This window comes from Streptomyces sp. NPDC060002, from assembly GCF_042737245.1.
Taxonomy (GTDB): Bacteria; Actinomycetota; Actinomycetes; order Streptomycetales; family Streptomycetaceae; genus Streptomyces.
On the sequence record NZ_JBHWUW010000014.1, the window covers coordinates 41,210 to 65,103 of the forward strand.

Below are 23,894 nucleotides of genomic sequence, written 5' to 3' on the forward strand. Positions count from 1 at the left end.
TCTCCATTGCACTAGTGCATAATAGACTTTGTGCTAGGAGAATATCCGATCAAAGGCCGGCGTGCAGCGGACATTTCCGCGAGCATCGAGGCGGCGGTGGGCGCGGGTGAGCTGGGTCCGGGGCAACTTCTTCCGCCCATGCGGGAGTTGGCGACCGCGTTGGGGGTGAACCCGAACACCGTCGCGGCCGCGTATCGCACCCTGCGGGAGCGCGGGGTGATCGAGACCGACGGCCGGCGGGGCAGCCGGGTGCGGTCGAAGCCCGCCACGACCGGGCGCGAGTTCCTCCGGGTCGAGGTATCGGAGGGCGTACGGGACGTGGCCGCCGGCAACCCGGACACGGCGCTGCTGCCACCGCTGGCGCCCGCGTTCGCGTGGGCCGCCGCGCAGGGCGACCGGGAGCCGGTCCTGTACGGGCACCCTCCGCTGGAGCCCGAACTGGCGCGGCTGGCGCGGGCCGCACTGGACGCGGACGGTGTGCCGGCCGGACCCGTGGCCGTCGCCTCCGGTTCGCTGGACGCGATCGAACGCGTCCTCGCCGCGCATGTGAGGCCGGGCGACACCGTGGCCGTCGAGGATCCCGGCTGGGGCTCCCTGCTCGACCTCGTCCCGGCGCTCGGGCTGCGCCCGGTTCCGGTCGGCGTCGACGACGACGGGCCGCTGCCCGAGCACGTGCGTCGTGCTCTGGAGGCCGGGGCGCGCGCCCTGATCGTCACCGACCGGGCGCAGAACCCGACCGGCGCGGCGGTGAGTGCGGCACGCGCGCGTGCCCTGCGTGCCGTGCTGCGGGCGCACCCGGGCACCGTGCTCGTCGAGGACGACCACGGGCATGGGATCGTCGACCTCCCGCTGCACCCCCTCGCGGGCGTCACCCGGCACTGGGCGTTCGTGCGCTCGGTGGCCAAGGCGTACGGCCCCGACCTGCGGTTCGCCGTGTTCACCGGGGACGAGGTCACCCTCGACCGGGTTCGCGGCCGGCAGCGGCTCGGCCCCGGGTGGGTCAGCCGGATCACCCAGCGGGCGGTGCTGCGGCTGTGGGCCGACGGGGCGGTGGACGCGCGGGCGGTGGCCGAGGCGTACGGGAGCCGGCGGCACGCGCTGATCACGGCGCTGGCCGGGCGGGGGGTCGAGGCGCGTGGCCGCAGTGGGATGAACGTGTGGATTCCCGTGCCGGACGAGACGGGGGCCGTCGCCCGGTTGCTCCAGGCGGGGTGGGCCGTCGCGCCCGGGGCGCGGTTTCGGATCGAGGCTCCGCCCGGGATCCGGATCACCGTGTCGACGCTCGGCCAGGAGGAGGTCGGCCCGCTGGCGGACGCCGTCGCCTCCGCGGTCCGGGTGGGCGGCGCGCGCGGATACGTCTAGGGCGGGGAAGCGCTGCGGGGGCGGTGTCGGCGGGTGCCGGGTCGCCGTGGGTTCCCGCACCCGTGTGCCGGAGACGCCGACGCTGTCGTCTTCGTGCGGGGCGTTGCCGCCCCCGTGCGGGCTGTCCTCCTCGTGCGGGGCGTCTCCGTGCGGGCTCTCGTCCCCGCGCAGGGCGCTGCCGCTCCTTGCCGGGCGCTGTCGTTCTCGCTCGGGGCGGTGCGGTCCCCTTGCCGGGCGCCCCCGCCCCGGCGGAGGGTGTGCCGCGGTCCTCGCGCCGGGCGTGCTGCCTCCCGCGCCGGGCGGCGCCTGAAGGGGTGGCCCGGTTCATCGCGGCTTGTCGCGCCCGTGCGGCCGGGCCGCAGGCCGGTGCGGCCCCCGCGTCTCGGGGGCCCGGCACCATGCCCTGGCTTCAGGACCTGCCTCGCGCCTGGCTTCAGGACCTGCCTCGCGCCTGGCTTCAGGACCTGCCTCGCGCCTGGCTTCAGGACCTGCCCCGCGCCTGGTTCAGCATCTGCCCCGCGCGGGCTCAGGACCTGCCCCGCGCCTGGGTTCAGGACCTGCCTCGCGCCTGGGTCAGTGCCGCTCCCGCCAGGACGATCGCCGCGCCCACCGGGGTCGACCAGCTCAGCGGCTCGCCGAGGATCGCGACGCCCGCCGCCGTCGCGATGACGGGGATGAAGTAGGTGACCATCTGGGCCGTCGTCGGGCCGACCTCCGTGACCAGGCCGTACTGGATCAGCAGGGCGAGGCCCGTGCCGAGCGCGCCCAGGGCGGCCGTGGCGAGCAGCGGGACCAGCGGGAAACGGCTCGGGAGGGTGGTGAACAGCGGGGTGACGACGGCCAGTTGGAGCGTGGCCAGCAGAAGCTGCCCACCGGTCATCGACAGGGCCGAGGAGCCGGTGTTCGCCAGGGTGCGGCGGAGGTAGATCCAGCCGATCGGGTAGCTGAGCGAGGCCAGCAGGGCCAGGGTCGTGCCCCGGGCGTCCAGGCCGTGGAAGCCCTGCCAGGCGCCCAGGACCGTCAGGACGCCCAGGAAGCCGAGGCCGAGGCCCGCGACGCGCAGCCGGGTCGGCCGGTCCTCCGACAGCGCCACCAGGGACAGGGCCATGCCCCACAGGGGCGAGGTCGCGTTGCAGATCCCGGCCAGGGTGGAGGGAATGGTCAGCTCGGCGTAGGCGAACAGGGAGAAGGGCAGGGCGTTGAGCAGGAACGCCGCCACCGTCAGATGCGCCCAGGTGCGGGCCCCGCGCGGCAGCCGCTCGCGCTTCACCACCATCGCGACCGCCAGGACCGCCGTGCCGAACAGCAGCCTGCCCAGGGTGACCTGGAAGGGTGCGTAGCCGTCGGTGCCCACCTTGATGAGCAGGAAACTGAAGCCCCAGATCAGCGACAGCACGCCGAAGCGCAGTCGCCAGTCGAGGGTGCGGCGGGGGCGGGCGGGGACTCGTGGGGAGGTCCGGGCCGGGGCGGTGACAGCAGTCATGAGCGTAACGATGCTGTACATCGTCTCGTCACACAATCGAGAATATTCAAGCGATACCTCGTAGCATCACTTACATGTTGAACCTGGAGCGCCTGCGCACCCTCGACGCCCTGGCCCGGCACGGCTCGGTCAGCGGAGCCGCCACGGGGCTGCACATCACCACCTCGGCCGTCTCGCAGCAGATGGCCAAGCTGGAACGGGAGGTCGGGCAGCGGCTCCTCGCGAAGCAGGGGCGAGGGGTGCGGCTCACGGACGCGGGGCGGCTGCTCGCCGACCACGCCTCCCGGATCCTGTCGCAGGTCGAGCTCGCCCAGTCGGATCTGGAGGCCCAGCGCGGGCAGGTGGTGGGGGAGCTGCGGCTCTCCGCGTTCCCGACCGCGGCACGCGGGCTGTTTCCCGTCGCGCTCGCCGAGCTGCGCAAGGCGCACCCGGGGCTGCGGCTGCGCTCGTGCGAGCTGGAACCGGAGCGCGGGGTGGCCGGCGTGGTCCGCGGCGACCTCGACCTCGCCGTCGTCCTGGACTGGTACAACAAGCCGATGCCGGTGCCGGACGGCCTGGTCAAGGCGCCCATCCTGGACGATCCCGCCGATGTCGCGATGCCGGCCGGGCACCCCCTCGCGGGCCGGGACGAGGTGGACCTCGGGGAGTTCGCCGAGGACGAGTGGATCACCTGGGGCGAGGGCGAGTTCTGTCACGAGTGGCTGATGTTCACGCTGCGCTCGCGGGGCGTCGAGCCGATCGTCGGGCACCGGGCGGCCGAGACGCACACCCAACTCGGGCTGGTGGCCGCCGGACTCGGCGTCTGCATCGCGCCGCTGCTCGGACGTCACCCGGTGCCCGAGGGCGTCGTGACGGTCCCCCTGCGACAGCGGGTGCGCCGGCACGTGTACGTGCTCTGGAGGGCGGACGCCGACCGCCGCCCGTCGATCCGGGCGGCGGTCGAGGCGCTCAAGGCCGCGGGGCAGGCCGTGGGCTGAACGGCCCTACAGGCCGCCCAGCTTGCGGAAGTCCCACGACACGATCTTCGCCGGTGTCAGCCGCACCCACGCGTGCCGGCCGTCGTGCGGCATGGCGTCCAGGCCGAAGTTCTTGCGTGCGAACAGCGTCTCCACGGCGTCGAGTTCCGCACACAGCTCCCCGGTGCGCGGACTCTCGCCCACGAACTCCACGACGCCGGACAGCTCCACGCCCCGCAGCGCGTCGTACTCCTCGCCCGTGTCGATCACGATCGCTACCCGCGGATCGCGGTTCAGGTCCGCCCAGCGCTTGCTGCGCACGACCGAGTACAGCCACAACGCGGAGCCGTCCCAGAGGAACCACAGGGCGCTGACGTGCGGGGCGCCGTCGGTGGACACGGTCGCGACCCGGCAGGTCCGCTGGAGGGTGAGGAACGCGTCCAGTTCACCCGGCGACATCATGATCTTCCGGCCCCGGCGCTGAGTGACGGTCATCCGGCCCCCTCATTCTTTTCTTGTGGGTACGTACCGCTCTCCTGAAACACCGTCAGGAAAGCATGGGTCTTCTTCCTTCCGCGCGCAATGGCGGTTACTGTCGCCCGCTCCACACCGACGCCAGGGGGAGTCATGCCGTCGTACGAACAGCTCAGCGCCCTCCTCGACCCGGCGAGCACCGTCCTGATCACGGTGGAGTGCCAGCAGGGCGTCGTCGGACCCGGTGCCGCGCTGCCCCAGCTCGCCCGTGCGGCCCGGGAGTCGGGGGCCCTCGCCAACGTCGCCCGGCTGGTGGCGGCCGCCCACGCGAGCGGCCTCCAGGTCGTGCACGCCGTCGCCGAGCGCCGCCCCGACGGCCGGGGCGCCAACCGCAACGCCCGGCTGTTCCGCGCGGCCGAGCGCCTTCCCGTCCAGCAGCTCACCGGTACCGAGGCGACCCGCCTGGCGCCTCCGATCGAGGTGGCCGAGCAGGACCTCGTGGTACGACGGCTGCACGGGCTGTCGCCGGTCCAGGGCACCGACGTCGACGCCCTGCTGCGCAACCTGGGCTGTCGCACCCTGGTCGTGACCGGCGTCTCGGCCAACGTGGCGATCCCGAACACCGTTTTCGACGCCGTCAACCGGGGCTACACGGCCGTCGTGCCGTCGGACGCCATCGCCGGGGTGCCTGCCGACTACACCCCCGCGATGATCCGCCACACCCTCGCATTGGTCGCTACGGTCGCGACCACGGACGAGGTGCTGGCCTGCCTCCGGCGACCGGCCGTCAGGCCAGCGTGATCGAGTCGCCGCTGACGGTGATCGACACCTCGGGCAGCGGTTTCTGCGCGGGACCGCTCTTCACGCTGCCGTCCGTGATCGAGAAGTTGCTGTTGTGACAGGGGCAGTTGATCACGCCGTCGGAGATGCTCTTCACCGCGCAGCCCTGGTGGGTGCAGACGGCGGAGAACGCCTTGTACGTGCCCGCCGTCGGCTGCGTGACGACCACCTTCTCGGAGTCGAACACCTTGCCTCCGCCCTCGGGTATGTCGGCGGTGGTGGTGAGCGCGGCGCCGGCCGCGGCGTTGTCCCCGCCGCCCGTGCCGCCGGTGCTCGCGGCCTCCGACGTGCCGGCCGAGGCGGACGAGCTCGACGAGTCGTCGTCGGAGCCTCCGCACGCGGTCAGCGCGACGGAGAGTCCCGCGGCTCCGGCGGCTGCCACGACGGTACGGCGGGCAGGCCCCGACGAGGACTTGATCGATGCGCTGGTCATGCTGGAGGTTCCCTTCCAGGGGAGTGCGTGGATCTGCCGAGAGGTACGAGCCGCGAGCGCCACTCGTTCAGCACCCCCGCCAAGTCCGGACAGTGTCGAGATATTGACCCGTTCGAGATGAGTGCGGCGTAAGCCTGAGCTGTCGCGGAGCTGTCGGCCCCGCATCGTCCCAGGCCCAGTAGCCTGGGGCGATGCTCAAGGAAGTCACCGCGACCCGCTTCGTCACCCCTTTGCGTGAGGGCGGATCCCTGCCGGGACTCGTCGAGGCCGACGACTTCGGTCTGTACGTCATGAAGTTCACCGGCGCCGGGCAGGGCCGCAAGACGCTCGTCGCCGAGGTCGTCTGCGGCGAACTCGCCCGCAGGCTCGGCTTCCGGGTGCCCCGCCTGGTGACCGTGGAGCTCGACATCGTGCTCGGACTCGGCGAACCCGACCAGCAGGTACAGGAGTTGCTGAAGTCCAGCGGCGGCACCAACCTCGGCATGGACTTCCTCTCCGGCGCCCTCGGCTTCGACCCGCTCGCCTTCCCGGTGACCTCCGAGGAGGCCGGCCGGATCGTCTGGTTCGACGCGCTCGTGAACAACGTCGACCGCTCCTGGCGCAACCCCAACCTGCTGGTGCACCGCGGCGACCTGTGGGTCGTCGATCACGGCGCCACCATGATCTGGCAGCACAACTGGCCCACCGCCGAGGCCTCCGCGGCCCGCCCCTACGACGCCTCCGACCACGCGCTCACCGCGTTCGGACCGGACGTGGCGGCCGCGGCGGCGGACCTGGCGCCGCTGATCACCGCCGACCTCCTCGCCGAGGTCACCGCCGAGATCCCCGACGTCTGGCTGGCGGACGAGCCGGGCTTCGACACCCCGGACGCGCTCCGCCGGGCCTACGCGGCGCCCCTGCTCGCCCGCGCCGCCGTCATCCACGACCGCATCAAGGGGACCAAGTGACCGAGCGCCACATCATCCGGCCGGGCCAGGGCGGCGACCGGGACGTCTTCGAGTACGCCCTGCTGCGCGTCGTACCGCGCGTCGAGCGCGGCGAGTGCGTCAACGCCGGCGTGCTGGTGTACTGCCGCGGCCAGGACTACGTCGGCGCCCGCACCCACCTCGACGAGGCGAAGCTGCTGGCGCTGGACCCGGACGCCGACGTGGCCGGGGTGCGGGCCGCGCTGCGGGCGGTCGAGGGCGTGTGCGCGGGCGGCGCGGCGGCCGGACAGGCGGCGCACGACGACGCCGGACGCCGCTTCCGCTGGCTGATCGCGCCCCGCTCGACGATCGTCCAGCCGGGCCCCGTCCACACGGGGCTCACGATGGATCCCGCCGCCGAGACGGAGCGGCTGCTCGAACTGCTGGTGAGGTAATGGATCACACCCGCGCCGTGTGGCGTTGACACCGGGTGCCAGGGCTTCTAGCGTCACGTCTGCCGAAGGTACTAAGCGGTCGCTCACCACTCGGGCGCATCCAGATTTTCTCAAGGGCGAGGAGAACCAGCAATGTCCACCACTGAGCAGCGGGTCGCCGTGGTCACGGGCGCGGCGCGCGGCATCGGAGCCGCCACCGCCGTACGGCTGGCCGCGGAAGGCCGCGCGGTCGCGGTCGTCGACCTCGACGAGGCCGCCTGCAAGGACACCGTCGAGAAGATCACCGCGGCGGGCGGCAGGGCCATCGCGGTCGGCGCCGACGTCTCCGACGAGGCCCAGGTCGAGGCGGCGATCGCGCGCGTCGTCGAGGAGCTCGGGGCGCCGACGATCCTCGTCAACAACGCGGGCGTGCTCCGCGACAACCTGCTGTTCAAGATGAGCGTCGCCGACTGGGACACCGTCCTGGGCGTGCATCTGCGCGGCTCGTTCCTGATGACCAAGGCCGTCCAGAAGCACATGGTCGACGCCGGCTTCGGCCGGGTCGTCAACCTCTCGTCCTCCTCGGCGCTCGGCAACCGCGGCCAGGCCAACTACTCCGCCGCCAAGGCCGGTCTCCAGGGCTTCACCAAGACCCTCGCCATCGAGCTCGGCAAGTTCGGCATCACCGCCAACGCCGTCGCCCCCGGCTTCATCGCGACCGACATGACCGCCGCGACCGCCGCCCGGGTCGGCATGGGCTTCGAGGAGTTCAAGGCCGCGGCCGCCACCCAGATCCCGGTCGCGCGCGTCGGCGAGCCCGACGACATCGCCAACGCGATCGCCTTCTTCACGAACGAGGCCGCCGGCTTCGTCTCCGGTCAGGTGCTGTACGTCGCCGGCGGACCGCTCGACTAAAGCCCACCAGGGAGCACTAGGAAGCACTGGGGATCACGAACATGACTGAACTGCCCGCACTCTCCGGCAAGGTCGCCCTCGTCACGGGCGCCAGCCGCGGTATCGGCTACGGCGTCGCCGAGGCACTCGTCGCCCGCGGCGACCGGGTCTGCATCACCGGCCGCAACGAGGACGCGCTCAAGGAGGCCGTCGAGCGGCTCGGCGCCGACCGGGTCATCGGCGTCGCCGGCAAGGCGCACGACCTGGCGCACCAGGCCGTCGCCGTCGAGCGCACGATGGAGGCCTTCGGCCGCGTCGACTACCTGGTCAACAACGCCGGTACGAACCCGGTGTTCGGGCCGATCGCCGACCTCGACCTCGACGTGGCCCGCAAGGTCTTCGAGACCAACGTGGTCTCCGCGCTCGGCTTCGCGCAGCGGACCTGGCACGCCTGGCAGAAGGACAACGGCGGCGCGATCGTCAACATCGCCTCCGTCGCGGGACTCTCCGCCTCGCCCTTCATCGGTGCGTACGGCATCAGCAAGGCCGCCATGATCAACCTGACCCAGCAGCTGGCGCACGAGTTCGCGCCGCGGGTGCGGGTCAACTCGATCGCCCCGGCCGTGGTGAAGACGAAGTTCGCCCAGGCCCTGTACGAGGGCCGCGAGGAGGAGGCGGCCGCCGCCTATCCGCTCGCCCGGCTCGGTGTGCCCTCCGACATCGGCAACACCGCCGCGTTCCTCACCTCGGGGCAGTCGGACTGGATCACCGGCCAGACGCTCGTCGTCGACGGCGGAATCTTCCTCAACGCCGGCGTGGGCTGACCCCGGCATGGCTTGAATTGGACACCGACACGGGCGCTGTTTCCTGACGGAAACGGCGCCCGTGTCGTCGTTCCGGCGTCACGAGGACGATGACAACGTAGTCACCCCAAAGTGATCAAGAAGTGTTCAAGGGTGCGGGTTCACGGCGCCTGGGGCTGCGGTATGGTCTGCCAACCCTTGGCATGGCAGATCGAGGAGCGTGCGCGTGTTCAACCGGAACCGATCCTTGCAGCAGATGGCGGCGATCGTGTCCATATCCCTGGTGGCCGGATGCAGCCTCCTGGGAGAGGAGAGCTCCGACGATGCCGGACCGATCGTCGTGGGCACCACCAGTGCTCCCAGCACGCTCGATCCCGCCGCCGCCTGGGACGGCTCCTGGGAGCTTTTCCGCAACATCTACCAGACGTTGCTGAGCTACCCCAACGGGGCGACGAGCCCCCAGCCGGACGCCGCCAAGTCCTGTGAGTTCACGGACAGTTCGAACCGCACGTACAAGTGCGAACTGCGCGACGGCCTCAAGTTCTCCAACGGCGACAAGCTCGACGCGAAGGCCGTGAAGCACTCGATCGACCGGATCAGGACGATCAACGCCGAAACCGGCCCCAACGGACTCCTGGGCAGCCTGGACAGCATCGAGACGAAGGGCGACCAGGTGGTGCTCTTCCGGCTCAACAAGGCCGACGCCACCTTCCCCTTCGTGCTCGCCACCCCCGGCATGTCCCTCGTCGACCCCGACGACTACTCCGCGAAGGCGCTGCGCAAGGGCGACGGCATCGTCGGCTCCGGACCGTACCGGCTGCAGTCCTACGAAGAGGGCAAGCAGGCCGTACTGGTACGCAACGACAACTACGAGGGCTTCGCCGACCGCAAGAACGACGCGGTGACCATCCGCTACTTCCAGGACTCCGGCGAGATGGTCAAGGCCCTGCGCGCCAAGGACATCGACATCACCTACCAGGGCCTCGCCGCCGACGACATCGTCGACCTGGACACCAAGAGCGCCGCCAACGAGGGCCTCCAGCTCATCGAGGGCGCCGGCAGCAACATCAACTACCTGGTGTTCAACCCCAAGGACCCGTGGTCCGACAAGGTCGCCGTGCGCCGGGCCGTGGCCCAGGTCGTGGACCGGGCCGCGATCGCCCACGAGGTCTACAAGGACACGGTCGAGCCGCTGTACTCCATGGTCCCGTCCGGCCTGACCGGCCACACCACCGGCTTCTTCGACTCCTTCGGCGACCCCGACACCGCCAAGGCCCGCAAGATCCTCACCGAGGCGGGGATCACCGAGACCGTCCCGCTCACCCTCTGGTACACCACCGACCGCTACGGCTCCGACACCGCCCTCGAGTTCAAGGAGATCAAGCGGCAGCTGGACGCCTCGGGCCTGTTCTCGGTCAAGCTGAAGAGCCGCCCCTGGAACACCTACGTGGTCGGCTACCAGAAGGGCGAGTACCCGGTGTTCGGGCGCGGCTGGGCCCCGGACTTCCCCGACGCGGACAACTTCATCGCCCCCTTCGTCGGCGATCAGAACGCGCTCGGTACGCCCTACCCGGCGAAGGAGATCACACAGGTGCTGCTGCCCCGCTCCCGCGGGGAGAGCGACCGAGCCAACGTGGTGCAGGACTTCGAGGAGGCCCAGCAGATCCTCGTCGACGACGCCCGGCTGCTCCCGCTGTGGCAGGGCAAGCAGTACCTGGCCTCGTCCGAGGACGTCTCGGGCGGCGAGCGGTCACTGGACCCGTCGACGATCATGATGATGTGGGAACTGACGCGGAAGACCAGCTGGTAGGCGGTCGGTGAACCGGTCCGCGGGGCCGGTTGTCGGTGGTCGCCTGTAGGTTCTGTGCTCTGCAAGTGACCGCACGACACAAGGACGTTGACGTGACCGACATCGCCATGCTGCCCGAGTCCTGGCGCGGGGTTCTGGGCGACGAGCTCCAGCAGCCCTACTTCAAGGAGCTGACGGAGTTCGTCGAGGAGGAGCGGGCGGCCGGTCCCGTCTACCCCCCGCGCGAGGAGGTCTTCGCCGCGCTCGACGCGACGCCGTACGAGCGGGTGAAGGTGCTCGTCCTCGGCCAGGACCCCTACCACGGCGAGGGCCAGGGACACGGCCTGTGCTTCTCGGTGCGGCCGGGAGTGAAGATCCCGCCGTCCCTGCGGAACATCTACAAGGAGATGCACGCGGAGCTGCAGACGCCCATCCCGGACAACGGCTACCTGATGCCGTGGGCGCAGCAGGGCGTCCTGCTGCTCAACGCGGTCCTCACGGTCCGTTCCGGCGAGGCGAACTCACACAAGGGCAAGGGCTGGGAGAAGTTCACGGACGCGGTGATCCGCGCGGTGGCCGACCGGCCCGACCCGGCAGTCTTCGTCCTGTGGGGCAACTACGCGCAGAAGAAGCTCCCGCTCATCGACGAGACCCGGCACATCGTCGTCAAGGGCGCCCACCCCTCGCCGCTGTCGGCGAAGAAGTTCTTCGGTTCCCGCCCGTTCACGCAGATCAACGAGGCCGTGGCACTGCAGGGCCACGAGCCGATCGACTGGACGATCCCGAACCTGGCCGACCAGGTCTGACCTGGGGCGACCCGACGGGTCCGACCCGACCTGACACGGCCCCGGCCTGCCGTCTGCCGCCGGGCCGGTTCCTCCACGGACCGGCACGGTGCCGCCTGACCGGGATTGCGGAGACCTGCGGCTAGCGTCGTCGCAACGACGCAAGGAGGCCGAGGTGGCGGAGCGACAGGGGCAGACGGCGCCGGACGCCCTGCTGACGCGGATCGGGCAGGTCGTGATGCTGCACCACGGGGGAGACCGTGAGGAGGCCCGGCGACGACTCCTCGACCTGTGGACGGAGCTCGGCGAGGGCGGTGCCCCGCTGCACCGCTGCACCCTCGCCCACTACCTGGCCGACACCCACGACGACCCCTCGGACGAGCTGGCGTGGGACCTGCGGGCGCTGACGGCGGCGGACGAGCACGAGGGCTCGGTCGAGGTGCGGGCGCTCTACCCGTCACTGCACCTCAACCTGGCGGCGGACTACGTCAAACTCGGCCGCGCCGAGGCCGCCCGTACCCATGTGCGCAGGGCCCGTACGGCAGCCGTGGCACTGAGGGACGACAGCTACGGGGACGGCGTACGGGCGGCGATCAGCCGGATGGAACTGAGACTGGGGGAGAGCGAAGGCGAGGGGGAGTGGGAGGGGTGGGGCGAGTGGGAGCGGGGATGGTGAGACCGGCGGGTCTGTCGTCCCCCGACGCCCACGGCTCGTGACCCTGGCCGTCCGCAGGCCGGCTCGTGGCCCTCACCGCCCGTAGGCCTGCGCGCAGATCGACGCTTCCGGGCTGTCGCCCTGCCATCCGCCGTACGTCCTGCCGAGCGCGCACACATCGGTGTTCCTGCGCACCTCCGCCTCCACGTCCGGGATCCCCACCCGCGGCAGCGCGTGCCGTGGGGCCTTTGGGCGGGTCGGCCGGGTGTGCGGACGGGAACGGGACGAGGGCGGCTGGCCGGCACCGCCGACCCCCGGCACCGCCGCCGTCCGCCGCCGCTGCGCCGGCTGCGGCTTCCGGGACGGCCCGACCCTCTCCAGCGCCTCACGGGCCGGAGCCTGCACGACCTGCACCTCGGCCCGCCCCTCCGGTTGCGGAACGGACGGCCGGGAGGGTGCGAGGACGGGACCGGGCACGGCCGGGTGCTGGATGGTCACGCATCCCGCGAGGGCCGAGACGGCCACGGTGACCAGGAGCGCTGCGGTAGTCGTCGTCGTTCGATGCACCCGCGCAACTCTGCTGGTTCCGCGCGCCGGAGCAACAGCGGAGCCACGGAGCTTGCCCCGCACGGGTGATCCCGCACCCCGTACGAGGGAGCGGGCCCGTCCGCGCTGACGGTCACCCGCCGGTGACACCGTCGATGCGCTCACGGATCAGATCGGCGTGGCCGTTGTGACGGGCGTACTCCTCGATCATGTGGGTGTAGATCCAGCGCAGACTGAACGGCTCGTCGGTGAACCTGCTCCGACCGTGGGAGAGCTCGGCCAGGGCGAAGCCCGCCGCGTACCGCCGGGCGACCTCGATCTCGGCCTGCCAGGCGGCGTGAGCCTCCGCCCAGGTGTCCTGCCCGGTGAGACGGAACGCGCCGTGCCGGTCCTCGTCGCTGCGGTAGAGCGGGCCGGCGTCGTCGCCCACGAGCACGGTGCGGAACCAACTGCGCTCCACCTCCGCCATGTGCCGCACGAGGCCCATCAGGGACAGCTCGGACGGCGGCGCCGAGGCCGTGCGCAACTGGGCGTCGGTGAGCCCCTCGCACTTCCACGCCAGGGTCTGCCGGTGGTAGTCCAGCCATCCTTCCAGCATGGCGCGTTCGTCGGCGTTCTGAGCGGGTCCGGTGCGCTGTGTGGTCATGCCCGCACAGTGGCTCCCCGCCGCCCTCCGCCACCACGGGATTTCCCTCGACGGAGCCGCCGGGCCCACCCTCGAGACCCCCCGGGCGCCCGCGCACCTCCTGCGGGCTCGGCCGCCCGCGGGCGTCGCGGACCGGCGGGCGGCGGCCGGGGAGGGGCCCCGTATGCTGCCGTACAGGGTAGGCCAGGCGGTAGGACAGCTAGCGAGGGAGCGCCCGTGAAGGTCGGCTGCATCGGACTCGGCGACATCGCGCAGAAGGCTTATCTGCCGGTCCTCGGCGCGCTGCCCGGGGTCGAGCTCCACCTCCAGACCCGCACGCCGGCCACCCTCGACCGGGTCGCCGACAGCCTCCGCCTGCCCCACGGGCAGCGCCATCACGACCTCGACGCGCTCCTCGCCGCCGGCCTCGACGCCGCCTTCGTGCACGCGCCCACCGCCGCTCACCCCGAGATCGTCTCCCGGCTGCTGGAGGCCGGCGTCCCGACGTACGTGGACAAGCCCCTCGCCTACGAACTCGCCGACTCGGAGCGGCTCGTCACGCTCGCGGAGGCGCGGAACGTGTCCCTCGCCGTCGGCTTCAACCGGCGCCTCGCGCCCGGCTACGCGCAGTGCGCCGACCACCCGCGCGAACTGATCCTCCTGCAGAAGAACCGGGTCGGGCTCCCCGAGGAACCCCGCACGATGATCCTCGACGACTTCATCCACGTCGTCGACACGCTGCGCTTCCTGGTGCCGGGCCCGGTCGACGACGTGACCGTGCGCGCCCGCGTGGAGGACGGCCTGCTGCACCACGTCGTCCTCCAGCTCGCCGGACCCGGCTTCACCGCGCTCGGCGTGATGAACCGGCTCAGCGGCTCCAACGAGGAGATCCTCGAGGTGTCCGGGCAGGACACCAAGCGCCAGGTGGTCAACCTCGCCGAGGTGATCGACCACAAGGGGCAGCCGACCGTGCGGCGGCGCGGCGACTGGGTGCCGGTGGCCCGGCAGCGCGGCATCGAGCAGGCGGTACTCGCCTTCCTGGACGCCGTGCGCGCGGGCAAGGTGCTCAGCGCCCGGGACGCGCTGGCGACTCACGAGCTGTGCGAGCGGGTGGTACGAGCGGTGCGGGAGCGGTCCGCCGCAGCCTGACCGCCCGCGCGCCCTCGGCGAGCGCGAGGGCCAGCAGCACCAGCAGGGCCCCATGGACCGGCCAGTCGCCGTACCGGACGTACGGGGTGACGCCGTCGGCGAGCGGGACGTCGTAGACGGCCGTCGTACTCGCGTCCGTGCCCAGCCACGAGCCGACCCGCCGGCCACTCGCGTCGTACACGGCCGAGACGCCGGTGAGGGTGGAGTGGACGAACGGCCGCCCGGTCTCCGCGGCGCGCAGCGCACCCAGCGAGGCGTGCTGCGCGGGCGCCCAGCTCCACTGGAAGGAGGAGGTCGACGACTGCGCGACCAGCACGTCCGCGCCGTCCCCGGCGAGGTGCCGGCTCATGTCGGGGAACGCCGTCTCGAAGCACACCATCGGCCCGACGCGCAGCCCGTGCCCGGCGTCCATCACGAGCTGCTCGGTGCCGCGCCGCCGGTCCTCGCCGGCCGCCTTGCCGACGGAGGTGGCCCAGCCGAGCAGAGAACGGGCCGGTATGTACTCGCCGAACGGAACCAGCCGCATCTTGTCGTACCGGTCGCCGGTCGGGCCCTCGGACCCGATGAGCATCGAGCTCTTGTAGATGCCGGGCCGGTCGGAACGGCGGGCGTCGACGTTGACGAGGATGTCGGCGCCGGTGACGCGGGACAACTCCGCCAGGCGCCGGGCCAGGTCGGGCCGGTCGTCGAGGTCGTAGCCGACGCTGCTCTCGCCCCACACGATCAGGTCGACGTCCTGCCCGACCAGCCGCCGGGTCAGCTGCTCCTCGCGGTCGAAGCGGTTGTCGGGGCCGTCGATCACCCCCGGCTGCACGACGGCGATCCGGGCCTGCCCGTCCGCGTCGGGGCGCGGCGCCCATATCCACGCGGCCGAGGCCGTGGCGGCGGTGGCGACGAGACCGGCGACGGCCGGGGCCCGGGACGCCGGAACGCAGACCAGGACGGCGGCCGACACGTTGACCGCCACCACCAGGAAGCTGAGCAGCCACACCCCGCCGACGGAGGCGAGCCGCAACGCGGGCTCCACCTGCCACTGACTGGCCCCGAGCATGCCCCACGGCCCGCCGAGCCCCTGCCAGGAGCGGACGAGCTCGATCGCCAGCCAGCCCGACGGCAGGACCAGCAGCGCGGCGAACACCCGCCCCCGGCCGGGGACCCTGTCGGCGGTGAGGAACCGGTGAACCAGCCACGCCCACGGAGCCCACAGGGCGCCCAGCAGCGCGGCGATCACCAGGGTGAACACGTGCAGGCTCGGCAGCAGCCAGTGGTGCATGGCCAGCATGAAACCGAACCCCCCGCTCCACCCGTCGTACGCGGCCCGCCTCGCCGTCGGCGCGGAGCGGGCGAGCAGGATCCACGGGACGAGTGCGAAAAAGGCCCACCACCACAGAGCCGGCGCGGGGAAGGCGAGCACGGGCAGCGCGCCCGCGAGAGCCGCGACGGCCGTACGCCGCCAGGGGGAGGTGAGCCAGTGTCCGAAGGTCTTCATACGACACCTCCCTACCCGCTGGGGGTGTCTCCAGTGTGCGCGCGTCGGACGATCTCCGACAGGGGGCGCCTTTTTTCGGACGCCGGCCATCCCGAAGCGCTGCCACTGCTGCTGGGGCCGTCTCTCGGGCTGGGGCTGGGGCTGGGGCTGGGGCTGCGGCCTGCGTCTTCCCGCTCAGCCGGACAGGCGCCGCCACTTCTCCCGGACGACCACCTCACGCACCCGCCACCCGTCGTCCGTGCGCAGCAGACCGAAGGAGTACCTGCCGCCACAGACGAAGTCCGGCGCACCGGCAGCCGAGTCGTCCTGGCCGGTGGCCAGCCGCATCGGGTTGACGTAGTCGGCCTGGACCCGGGCCGTGTCGCCCGTGTCCTGCTCCAGGACCCCGAAGCGCACCCGGCGGTTGACGATGAGGTGCTGCCGCATCGCGAACACCCGCAGGTTCTCCGCAAGCCATGAGGCGACGTTCCCGGCGTCCCCCTCGATACCACCGGCCGAGCGGTAGTCCGCCCGCCCGTCCGACGTGAACAGTTCCCGGTACGCCGTCCAGTCCCCGTCGTCGACCGCCACCGCGTAGTCGGTGACCAACCCGTCCACGGCCAACCGGTCCATCACGGCGGCGAGCTCCACACGCTGCGTCATGGCCCGAGTGTTGGGCATGGGGGCTGCTCAGCCAAGGTCTGTGCGGGGATCGATCGGGTAATTCGGTGGCCACGTGGACGCGGGGGCGGTCAGGCTGCTGCCGTGAACGACCCGGACAACACCGTCGAGGGAGCTTCACAGGTCTCCGGAAGGTTCGACTCGTTGGGCTTGCCAAAGGGATCGCAGTGTGGCGACCGCTCGTTGCACTGCCTCGCGGGGCTCGGGACGCGGTGCGAAGGTCCTTGGGCCGGCCAGGTCCCGACCGCTGAGTGACCGGGCGGGGACGGCGGTCCAGTCGACTCGGCCCACCACGGCGACGTGTCCGTTCTCGTGCGCCGCTTCATCCTGCCAGTCGTCCGGCGGTGCCATGAGGACACGCAGCGACCGTTCGTCGAGCCACTCCAGCCCCAGAACCTGACGGCCGAACTCGTTCTCGATGAGAGAGGCGACCGCCCCTGTTTTCAGGTGCAGAAGTAGTAGCTCCCCCTCGAAGAGGTAGCCACCGTCGTACCGGCCGGTGCCTATCGCGAGCAGCGGACGCCGGGGATGGAAGGCCAGTGCGTGCACGGGGAAGCGTGAGCGAATGAGCGTGCGGCGGACGAAGGAACGGCTGTTGTAGACCGCGACCGGCGTAGCTCTGTTGTGTGCATCTGTTCCTGCCACGGCCAGAAGGCCGCGCCGTTCGTGGCGGGCAACCAGGAACGGGTCTCCGACTCCAAGGAAAGCCCAGTCATCGGGGGGATGTTCGTTGGAGGTTGCCACGTTGTGATCTTCTCAACTGCTTTGCTCCGCGCGGTAGCCGCCAGGAGCGGGATCATGACGAGGTGATGAAGCAGATCAAGAGAGCAGCTCCAGTGGAGCAAGCCGTCAGTGAACCGGAAATCTCCGCTTACCAGCGGGCACTACGAGACCGATTGCTCGCCGCCCCTGTCGTTCTCGCGCCCGCGCCCTGGCGTCCTGTCTTCGAGTACGCGTACGGCGTCCCTGTCGGCGGACTTCTCGGGATCGGCTTCGCGTCGCACCCGGAGAGCGGCCATGACCTGGTCATGGCCGTCTCGCATGACGGTCACGGTCTCTTCGATGCCGTCACCGGCCAGAAGATCGCCAGGGACCGCGACCCCGACTCCGAGGACAGCACCCCTGACGCGGCCGCCGACCTGACTTGCCCCGGACTGGGACCGATCGCCGGCAGCCGCGTACACATCGCAGGGTTCTTCGGCGGAGGGTTGCACACCACGACTGGGGACGGCTGGACGCTGGAGGCCGTCACTCCGGCCTGGCCCAACGATCGGGTACTGCTCTCGACCGATGGCGGACTTCCCCACTCGGGCCCGCTCGGCGAGCAGTGGTGGCACATCTTCCACTCCACATACTCGGAACTTCGAGCCTTCGGCTTCTCTCCCTCGGGGGAGACCATCGCCGTCGCGACGAGCAGTGACGTATCCCTGTGGACCCGCCACCCCGAGCACAGCAACGACAGCATCGCTCAACGCTGACCAACTCGCGACGTGGGCTCGCGACCACCCGCGCAAAAGGTCTTCGAGCGCGGCTTCCAAGTCAGCGCATGACTACGGCGATTGGGGAACCGCCGGCTTGCTGAGCTTGTTCAGCTGTGTGCTGATGATCTCTTCCGGTACGACAGCCGGGTCCTCGCCCCTTGTTCCTCCGGGGCGGTTGAACTCGTAGAACATGGCGACCGTCGCCCCTTGTCGAACGGCCACCACCGCGTAGGGGACTCGGATGGGCTCGTCGTCCTCGTTGTCCGCCGCGAGCTGTGTGAGCCTCAGGGACACGGATTCATCGCCGTAGCCGGGGTCGGGCTGGAGTGCGACGTCGTCGTACCGGAAGCCCACCCCGATGTCCAGGAAGGTCTTGCACCGCTTGGCGGCCGTGCGGAGTGCGTCGATCACCCGCGCGGCATCCCCGGTGCTGTGTGACGCAAGGATCATGGATGTTCCGGGGCCGCGCTCCTTCGGGGAGATCATCCGGCCGATGCGCGCGGTGGCTGTGAAGCCGCTGCTTCCCCCCGTTGCCTGAACGACGGGCGCGCATTCGGCGGGATCCGCCGTCCTGTGAGACGCCGAGGTAGCAGCCAGGATCTGTTCGACCTCGTAGTCGTCGAGATCCGTGTTCGTGATCGCTACCCGCTCCAGGTCCGCCTTGCCCAAGGGCTTGTCCTCTGCGCCGGCCGTCTTGGTCTCTGCCGATGTCGCGTCTGCCCGGGAGCCCTGCCCTGGCTCGCATGCGGCGACCGTCGAGAAGGTCATGAGCATGGCAATAGCAAGGCCGACCCTTGATTGGCGAACCACTGTCTTACCCACCCGTTTGACTGGCTGAGCGCGCGGGTTCCCGTCGGCTCAGAAGCTTCGCCCGAGCCCTCCGCCCCGGCTCAGAGCATGAGACAGCAGAGTAGATCGTCAGATCGGGAGGCGGGACGGGTTTTTGGGGCTGAGGGACGATGCGAGTCGATCTCCGGGCTCTCGCTCCGTACTCATTGCCGTCGGACCCACTCGCGAAGAGCGTCTACCGGCTGCGGGGCTCGGATCCCTTGAGATACGTCAGTCGCCCTCGGTCGCGCTCAGTCGTCAAGTCGAGTGCGGTCACGGGATGGCGGGTCCACACAGGTGAGCCGTCGATCCACGGCACGAGCACGGTGACGGGACGGAGCAAGCCGCGGACGTCCGCGACGCCCGCCGGGGGAAGGCGTCGGGCCTGCCGCTTCTTGGCGAGCCGCAGAAGCATCGGCGGAGCCTCGTCGGGCGGGGTCGCCGTCGGCCCTGTACAGCACCAAACAGGCCTCGCCCGCGTCGGGTTCGCGCAGCAGCAGCCAGCGCATCGGGCGGACATGCTCGCCGACGGCCACACGGGCGAAGTCACGGGCGAGCCTGCCCTGGGACACGAGGGCCGCCAGGCCGCAGGCCGAGAACGCGAGGAAGACGCATCCACGGCCGACCCCGCCGACGATGTGCAGCACGCCGGCGAATCCGACAAGGGCAATGAAGACGGTCCAGGCGACGACGGGGAGAAGGTCGAAAGCCGCGAGCAGGTCGCGGTTGCCCCACCAGGCAAACCGCCCCCGGGCCACCCGCCCGCTGGCGGCGCGCGGTGTGAGGGTCAGCCCGTCGGCCAGCGCGGCATATCCGCGTGCCTGACCTGGTATCCACCTTTCGTGACGGGTGCGAAGGCGGCAGGTGCCATGCACGAATTCACCGAATCCATGTGCTCGCCAGCGCCGGTCGTCCAGTTCACCCCGTCGTCCCAGGAGAATCCCACCCGGTCCCGTGACACTCTCCCGGGCTTGTCCACGCCGCCGTCCTGAACGCTGAACCCCAGCCGTATTCCCACCCAGTTCGGACCTCCGGTGCTCACCTCGGTGATGACTGCGGTCAGGGTGGCATTGCCGGGCGCGGTGGCCAGGCAGTCGACCGTGCCTTCGGCGGTGTAGGTGATGTCCCGCTCCGCAGAGTAGTGCGAGACCTTCACCGTGCCGTACGCGTCGGTCGGCAGTCCGCCGGGTACGCCGGGGATCGGTCTGCTGAAGGGCGCGGCGTGCGCGTCGAAAGTCAGCGAGCGGATGTCGGCGTCCTCCACGTACGGCAGACGGAACGCGGCAGACCCGCTGACGCTCGCCCGGATCGGCCGCTCTCGCGGGCTGCCGGACGCTGCTGTGGCGCCGGTGAGTGCGGTGGCGGAGGCCGCCATCGCGACGACCATGGCCAGGGAAGCTGCCTTGCGGGTGCGCAGCAGGGAACTCACAGGAAACATGGGGGCTCCGGTCGCTGGTGCGGTGCGGGCCGAGGTTGTCCTCCCCGCAGGCACCCATCCTCCGGTCGGCGCACGGCGAGCGCGTCACCCCGGAGAAGCGACCGCACATGAGGCTGAGGTCGTACGGTCACGGTACGCGTCCGCCCAAAGGCTGATCGCGTGCGAGCGGGTGAGCCGCGGAGGGCGACCGGCGATCGTCACCTCTGAAGTGCGGCGCGGACGAGGCGGGTTGAGCGTCGCCGGCCTCCGGGTTGTCGGCGCGGTCCGTGACGAGACGAGCTCGGTGCGACCGGCCGTGGCCGCGGCCGTCGTGGAGTCCGGCGCTCTGGGCGGACCGGTCGTCGGGATGCTGCTGCTCGCGGCGACGGGTGCGCAACCGGTTGTGACGAGACGACTCCATCCAGTAATCGCCGTCTCGCCCATCCACTCGTCAAAGGCAGCCCATTCGAGCTGTCCCCGCAGGTCAACGTGGTTGGAGGGTAACCATGACCGTGCCGGGGGCGCAGTGCCCAGACTGCGGCGTTTCTGCGGCGTTTCACGGTACGGACATGGTTCGTGCGGAGCCTGCGCGTCCACTCACATGGTCCGGTCACTCATGGAACTCGGTGAGATCGATGGCGTGAACGTGCAGCGCATGGCCGTGGACCGGGTGCACCGTTTCGCGCTCCGGCGCCATGCCGAGCTTGCGGCTGACGTTCTCGGAGGCGTCGTCACCGATCCGGATGATGCTGATGACGCGGTCGAGGCCCCGATCCTGGAGGGCGAACTCCAGCGTCGCGTGGGCGGCTTCGGACGCGTAGCCCTGGCCCCAGAACTGGGATCCGAACCGCCAGCTGAGGGCCACGTCGGGCAGCGTCTCCGGCAGGAACCCGGGCATGGACAGGCCTGTGAAGCCGGCCAGTTCGCCGGAGGCGAGCAGCTCTACGGCGAAGATCCCGAAGCCCTCCTCGTCCCACTCCTCCTCCCACAGCTCGATGGCCTCCGCCGTGCTGTCCAGGTCGAGCACCGAGCCGTCGTCGACCCAGCGCATGACTTGCGGATCCGCGTTGATTTCGGCCATTGGTACGAGGTCGTCGTCGTGCCAGCGACGGAGGAGGAGGCGGGGCGTGCGGATCTCGGTCATGGGGACCATCCTGCCCAAGGTGGGAGCCTCACCGGTAATCGGCAGCCGGACAGCCGGACAGCCGGACAGCCGGGCGCCGCGTAGCTGGACAGAGCCGGACTGCCAGTGGTGCCGGCAGGGCCTCCGGGCCCGTCCAGGCCGCTGCCGGGCTCTCAGCGGTCGGAGTCCCTGGTCTGATGCCGAGAGATCTGCCCCCGCGCTGTGCGCCAGTGGGACCGGGTCCGCTCGACCAGGGTGTCCCACTGCCGGCGGACCTCATGGTCGGACGGGCGGTGGCCCTGACGGATCCGGGCGAGTTCGTCCCGTACTTCGCGTCCCAGCGCCGACGATCCGACCATCACCAGCATGGCGGCGAAGAGCGCGGAGATCATCGCGAAGACCGCTCCCACCACCCCGTAGCGTGCGGCGTAGGAGTTGAACAGACGGGGCAGGTAGATGGCCGCGCCCACCGAATAGGCGGCCGTCAGAACGGCGGCGGTGACGCCGAAGGGGACGAGGTCCGACCAGTCGATCCGCTTGGCCGACAGGAGCCGTCCGCTCCAGACGAGGAACGCGGCGGTCACCGGCACCTCGCACACCGAGGCGACCAGCCCCGATTCGCCTTCGCCGAGCAGTGCGGTGAGTGAGGCGGTGCACAGTGCGTAGCCGCCCAGGCCGAGGATCCACCACAGGCCGTTACGGGTGTTGCGCACGCTGAGCGGGCTGAGTTCCCACGTCTGCTCGACCAGTCGCTGCGCGGCCCGGGCGAAACTGAGGACCGAGATCATCAGGAACACGGCTCCGAAGACGCCCACGCTCGCACTGCTGCCCTCCGCGGGAGAGAAGAGGGAGCTGACAGCCGTGGCGCCCGCTCCGGTGAGGTGGTAGCGCCTGATGATCTGCTCGGCCGCGTCGTAGTGCGCGAAGCTGCTCACGACGGAGCCGATCAGGATGGAGAGCGGGACCAGTGCGGTCAACGCGCTGGACGCCAGGGCCATCGACCGGTCGAAGCCCACGATTTTCTGGAACCGGTTGATGACGCGCAACGCGAAAGCGGGACGCAGCCAGAACGTCAGCGTTCTGACGAGGCGCTCACGCTTGATCCTCGCCGTCCTGCCCTCCATGAGACTCGTGACCGTTGTGGCGACGCGAGCGTAACGGACGGTCGCGGGCCCGACACGGGGCGACACGGGAGAGCGGAGGGTGGCGCGAGGAAGGGCGAAGGGAGGCGAGAGGAGGGGGCGGAGGGAGAGGAGAGCCCGGTGCTCAGGCCGCTGCGACGACCTCGCCGCGGATCGCGATGGCCCACTCCACGACCAGCAGCTCGTACTCCGCCCGCTCCTGGGTGGAGAGCGAACCGCCCGCGCGCAGCCAGAGGGCCCGGATCCGCTCGTTCAGCTCGGCAGCGGACCGCACGGAACCAGACGGCACAGAGTTGGGGGACATGGGCCAAGCCTAGGCGCAAGAACTGACACTGCGCTACCGGACGGCTACGCGCGCGGATATGGGCTTGGTCACGGCTGATCGATCAACTCCGGTGGCCCTCCCGCCGGTTCGAGCGAGAAGGCCGATCCGTGCGACGCCGCACGGCTTCACGGGTGGAGAGAGGGCGGTAGCGGTCAGCCTGCCGACTCCGCCGCGTGCGGGCTCAGTGAGCCCGTCGCGACCAGGGCGATGATCACGATGCCGAGCACGACGCGGTAGTAGACGAACGGCATGAAGGACTTGGTGCTGATGAACTTCATGAACCAGGCGATGACCGCGTATCCGGTCACGAAGGCGATCACCGTCGCGAACATCGTCGGCCCCCACGCCACGTGGCCGCCCTCCACCGCGTCCTTCAACTCGAAGACCCCGGAGGCCAGTACGGCCGGAATGGCCAGCAGGAAGGAGTAGCGGGCCGCGGCCTCGCGCTTGTAGCCCATGAACAGGCCGCCGCTGATGGTGGCGCCGGAACGGGAGACGCCGGGGATGAGCGCGCAGGCCTGGCAGAGGCCGAAGATCAGGCCGTCCTTGACGCCCAGGTTCTCGAGGTTCTTGCGCTGCTTGGGCGCGCGGTGCTTCCCGCCCGTCTCGTCGCGGGCCGCCAGCCGGTCGGCGATGCCGATCACGACGCCGACGACGACGAGCATCGTTGCGGTGATCCGCAGGTCGCGGAACGGGCCCTCGATCTGGTCCTTGAGCGTCACGCCCAGCAGGCCGATCGGGATCGAGCCGACGATCACCAGCCAGCCCATCTGGGCGTCGTGGTCCTTGCGCAGCGTCTTGTCGAACAGTGATCGGCTCCACGCGGAGATGATCCGGCCGATGTCCTTGCGGAAGTAGATCAGCACCGCGGCTTCCGTGCCGATCTGCGTGATCGCCGTGAACGCGGCACCGGGGTCCTTCCAGCCGGAGAACGCCGCGGTCAGCCGCAGATGCGCGCTGGAGGAGACGGGGAGGAACTCGGTCAGCCCCTGGACGAGTCCGAGGATGAGGGATTCAAACCAAGACATGAGGTTACGGAGTCCAAGCGCCGATCGGAGAGGGCGACGGCGACGGTCGGCCCGTCGCGCGCGATGATCAGGTGATCAGGTGTGTGCCGGGGGAAGCCTAGCGTTCCCGGATGACAGGTCCGGCACAGGGGTTTCGCAGGCGTCACGCGGGCTCTCGCACCGACGCCCCCCGCCCCTCCGCACGAGCGACAAAGAGCCCTCACGCGACGCGCACGCGCCGCTCCGACCGACGAGCACGCGCCTCCCCAACCGGCGGGCCGTCACGTAC

General features: G+C 70.8%; 26 protein-coding genes. 12 read left to right on the top strand and 14 right to left on the bottom strand.

What is annotated here, in order from left to right; all coding sequences use genetic code 11:
- The first annotated feature begins 30 nt into the window (after positions 1 to 30).
- On the top strand, positions 31 to 1,362 hold the full coding sequence (locus ACFWBD_RS15420; protein WP_385667083.1) for an aminotransferase class I/II-fold pyridoxal phosphate-dependent enzyme: 1,332 nt from the start codon (positions 31 to 33) through the stop codon (positions 1,360 to 1,362).
- A 550-nt stretch (positions 1,363 to 1,912) separates the two neighbouring features.
- Here the strand turns inward: ACFWBD_RS15420 and ACFWBD_RS15425 are convergent.
- Positions 1,913 to 2,845 (bottom strand): DMT family transporter, encoded by a 933-nt coding sequence (locus ACFWBD_RS15425; protein ID WP_385667084.1) that lies wholly within the window; start codon positions 2,843 to 2,845, stop codon positions 1,913 to 1,915.
- A gap of 74 nt (positions 2,846 to 2,919) precedes the next feature.
- Between ACFWBD_RS15425 and ACFWBD_RS15430 the strand changes: the two genes are divergently transcribed.
- On the top strand, positions 2,920 to 3,822 hold the full coding sequence (locus ACFWBD_RS15430) for a LysR family transcriptional regulator (RefSeq protein ID WP_385667085.1): 903 nt from the start codon (positions 2,920 to 2,922) through the stop codon (positions 3,820 to 3,822).
- Between the two features lie 6 nt (positions 3,823 to 3,828).
- Here ACFWBD_RS15430 and ACFWBD_RS15435 read toward each other — a convergent pair whose 3' ends face one another.
- Positions 3,829 to 4,296 carry a pyridoxamine 5'-phosphate oxidase family protein gene (locus tag ACFWBD_RS15435; RefSeq protein WP_385667086.1) on the bottom strand — a complete coding sequence of 156 codons (468 nt, stop codon included), beginning with the start codon at positions 4,294 to 4,296 and terminating at the stop codon, positions 3,829 to 3,831.
- 132 nt (positions 4,297 to 4,428) lie between these two features.
- Here ACFWBD_RS15435 and ACFWBD_RS15440 point away from each other — a divergent pair, with 132 nt between their 5' ends.
- Complete coding sequence (locus tag ACFWBD_RS15440) at positions 4,429 to 5,076, top strand: cysteine hydrolase (protein WP_385667087.1); 648 nt, start codon at positions 4,429 to 4,431, stop codon at positions 5,074 to 5,076.
- Here the strand turns inward: ACFWBD_RS15440 and ACFWBD_RS15445 are convergent.
- Entirely contained in the window at positions 5,063 to 5,548 is a 486-nt protein-coding gene (locus ACFWBD_RS15445) for a Rieske (2Fe-2S) protein (RefSeq protein ID WP_385667088.1), read from the bottom strand. The two genes, ACFWBD_RS15440 and ACFWBD_RS15445, sit on opposite strands and share 14 nt — an antisense overlap.
- Before the next feature lie 191 nt (positions 5,549 to 5,739).
- Between ACFWBD_RS15445 and ACFWBD_RS15450 the strand changes: the two genes are divergently transcribed.
- The 7 genes from ACFWBD_RS15450 to ACFWBD_RS15480 all read left to right on the top strand — a co-directional run bounded on the left by ACFWBD_RS15450 (position 5,740) and on the right by ACFWBD_RS15480 (position 11,834).
- A complete protein-coding gene (locus ACFWBD_RS15450) occupies positions 5,740 to 6,495 on the top strand; it encodes a HipA family kinase (RefSeq protein WP_385667089.1) in 756 nt (251 codons plus the stop codon).
- The gene (locus tag ACFWBD_RS15455; protein ID WP_385667090.1) at positions 6,492 to 6,908 is read left to right on the top strand and encodes a DUF3037 domain-containing protein; all 417 of its coding nucleotides are present in this window, start codon (positions 6,492 to 6,494) and stop codon (positions 6,906 to 6,908) included. Before ACFWBD_RS15450 ends, ACFWBD_RS15455 begins: the two co-directional genes overlap by 4 nt.
- A 132-nt stretch (positions 6,909 to 7,040) precedes the next feature.
- Positions 7,041 to 7,802 (top strand): 3-oxoacyl-ACP reductase FabG, encoded by a 762-nt coding sequence (fabG, locus tag ACFWBD_RS15460; RefSeq protein ID WP_385667091.1) that lies wholly within the window; start codon positions 7,041 to 7,043, stop codon positions 7,800 to 7,802.
- A 41-nt stretch (positions 7,803 to 7,843) separates the two neighbouring features.
- Positions 7,844 to 8,605: an SDR family oxidoreductase gene (locus ACFWBD_RS15465; protein ID WP_385667092.1), complete on the top strand. Its 762-nt coding sequence runs from the start codon at positions 7,844 to 7,846 to the stop codon at positions 8,603 to 8,605.
- Between the two features lie 205 nt (positions 8,606 to 8,810).
- Positions 8,811 to 10,394 (top strand): ABC transporter substrate-binding protein, encoded by a 1,584-nt coding sequence (locus tag ACFWBD_RS15470; protein ID WP_385667093.1) that lies wholly within the window; start codon positions 8,811 to 8,813, stop codon positions 10,392 to 10,394.
- 92 nt (positions 10,395 to 10,486) lie between these two features.
- Complete coding sequence (ung, locus tag ACFWBD_RS15475; protein WP_385667094.1) at positions 10,487 to 11,179, top strand: uracil-DNA glycosylase; 693 nt, start codon at positions 10,487 to 10,489, stop codon at positions 11,177 to 11,179.
- Positions 11,180 to 11,333: 154 nt separating this feature from the next.
- The gene (locus tag ACFWBD_RS15480; RefSeq protein WP_385667095.1) at positions 11,334 to 11,834 is read left to right on the top strand and encodes a hypothetical protein; all 501 of its coding nucleotides are present in this window, start codon (positions 11,334 to 11,336) and stop codon (positions 11,832 to 11,834) included.
- 72 nt (positions 11,835 to 11,906) lie between these two features.
- Here the strand turns inward: ACFWBD_RS15480 and ACFWBD_RS15485 are convergent, their stop codons facing one another.
- Together ACFWBD_RS15485 and ACFWBD_RS15490 are read right to left on the bottom strand one after the other, a co-directional pair.
- Positions 11,907 to 12,380, bottom strand: a complete 474-nt coding sequence (locus ACFWBD_RS15485; RefSeq protein ID WP_385667096.1) for a hypothetical protein — start codon at positions 12,378 to 12,380, stop codon at positions 11,907 to 11,909.
- A gap of 112 nt (positions 12,381 to 12,492) precedes the next feature.
- Positions 12,493 to 13,005, bottom strand: a complete 513-nt coding sequence (locus ACFWBD_RS15490) for a DinB family protein (protein WP_385667097.1) — start codon at positions 13,003 to 13,005, stop codon at positions 12,493 to 12,495.
- A 216-nt stretch (positions 13,006 to 13,221) separates the two neighbouring features.
- Here ACFWBD_RS15490 and ACFWBD_RS15495 point away from each other — a divergent pair, with 216 nt between their 5' ends.
- Positions 13,222 to 14,133, top strand: a complete 912-nt coding sequence (locus ACFWBD_RS15495; RefSeq protein ID WP_385667098.1) for a Gfo/Idh/MocA family protein — start codon at positions 13,222 to 13,224, stop codon at positions 14,131 to 14,133.
- Here ACFWBD_RS15495 and lnt read toward each other — a convergent pair.
- The 3 genes from lnt to ACFWBD_RS15510 form a co-directional block, all read right to left on the bottom strand.
- Positions 14,051 to 15,622, bottom strand: a complete 1,572-nt coding sequence (gene lnt / locus ACFWBD_RS15500; protein WP_385667099.1) for an apolipoprotein N-acyltransferase — start codon at positions 15,620 to 15,622, stop codon at positions 14,051 to 14,053. The two genes, ACFWBD_RS15495 and lnt, sit on opposite strands and share 83 nt — an antisense overlap.
- Positions 15,623 to 15,796: 174 nt before the next feature.
- Positions 15,797 to 16,264, bottom strand: a complete 468-nt coding sequence (locus tag ACFWBD_RS15505) for a nuclear transport factor 2 family protein (protein ID WP_385667100.1) — start codon at positions 16,262 to 16,264, stop codon at positions 15,797 to 15,799.
- A 135-nt stretch (positions 16,265 to 16,399) separates the two neighbouring features.
- Positions 16,400 to 17,026: a hypothetical protein gene (locus tag ACFWBD_RS15510; RefSeq protein ID WP_385667101.1), complete on the bottom strand. Its 627-nt coding sequence runs from the start codon at positions 17,024 to 17,026 to the stop codon at positions 16,400 to 16,402.
- Positions 17,027 to 17,091: 65 nt separating this feature from the next.
- On the opposite strand from ACFWBD_RS15510, the gene ACFWBD_RS15515 reads away from it, so the two are divergent.
- Positions 17,092 to 17,760 (top strand): hypothetical protein, encoded by a 669-nt coding sequence (locus ACFWBD_RS15515; RefSeq protein WP_385667184.1) that lies wholly within the window; start codon positions 17,092 to 17,094, stop codon positions 17,758 to 17,760.
- Between the two features lie 72 nt (positions 17,761 to 17,832).
- Here ACFWBD_RS15515 and ACFWBD_RS15520 read toward each other — a convergent pair whose 3' ends face one another.
- The 6 genes from ACFWBD_RS15520 to ACFWBD_RS15545 all read right to left on the bottom strand — a co-directional run bounded on the left by ACFWBD_RS15520 (position 17,833) and on the right by ACFWBD_RS15545 (position 23,626).
- Positions 17,833 to 18,531, bottom strand: a complete 699-nt coding sequence (locus tag ACFWBD_RS15520; RefSeq protein ID WP_385667102.1) for a hypothetical protein — start codon at positions 18,529 to 18,531, stop codon at positions 17,833 to 17,835.
- An 847-nt stretch (positions 18,532 to 19,378) separates the two neighbouring features.
- Positions 19,379 to 20,029 (bottom strand): hypothetical protein, encoded by a 651-nt coding sequence (locus tag ACFWBD_RS15525; RefSeq protein WP_385667103.1) that lies wholly within the window; start codon positions 20,027 to 20,029, stop codon positions 19,379 to 19,381.
- 589 nt (positions 20,030 to 20,618) lie between these two features.
- On the bottom strand, positions 20,619 to 21,152 hold the full coding sequence (locus tag ACFWBD_RS15530; RefSeq protein WP_385667104.1) for a GNAT family N-acetyltransferase: 534 nt from the start codon (positions 21,150 to 21,152) through the stop codon (positions 20,619 to 20,621).
- Positions 21,153 to 21,304: 152 nt separating this feature from the next.
- On the bottom strand, positions 21,305 to 22,255 hold the full coding sequence (locus ACFWBD_RS15535; RefSeq protein WP_385667105.1) for a YhjD/YihY/BrkB family envelope integrity protein: 951 nt from the start codon (positions 22,253 to 22,255) through the stop codon (positions 21,305 to 21,307).
- Between the two features lie 142 nt (positions 22,256 to 22,397).
- Positions 22,398 to 22,577, bottom strand: coding sequence for a hypothetical protein (locus ACFWBD_RS15540; RefSeq protein WP_351754566.1), 180 nt, complete (start codon positions 22,575 to 22,577; stop codon positions 22,398 to 22,400).
- 173 nt (positions 22,578 to 22,750) lie between these two features.
- The gene (locus tag ACFWBD_RS15545; RefSeq protein ID WP_351754567.1) at positions 22,751 to 23,626 is read right to left on the bottom strand and encodes an undecaprenyl-diphosphate phosphatase; all 876 of its coding nucleotides are present in this window, start codon (positions 23,624 to 23,626) and stop codon (positions 22,751 to 22,753) included.
- Between the last annotated feature and the right edge of the window lie 268 nt (positions 23,627 to 23,894).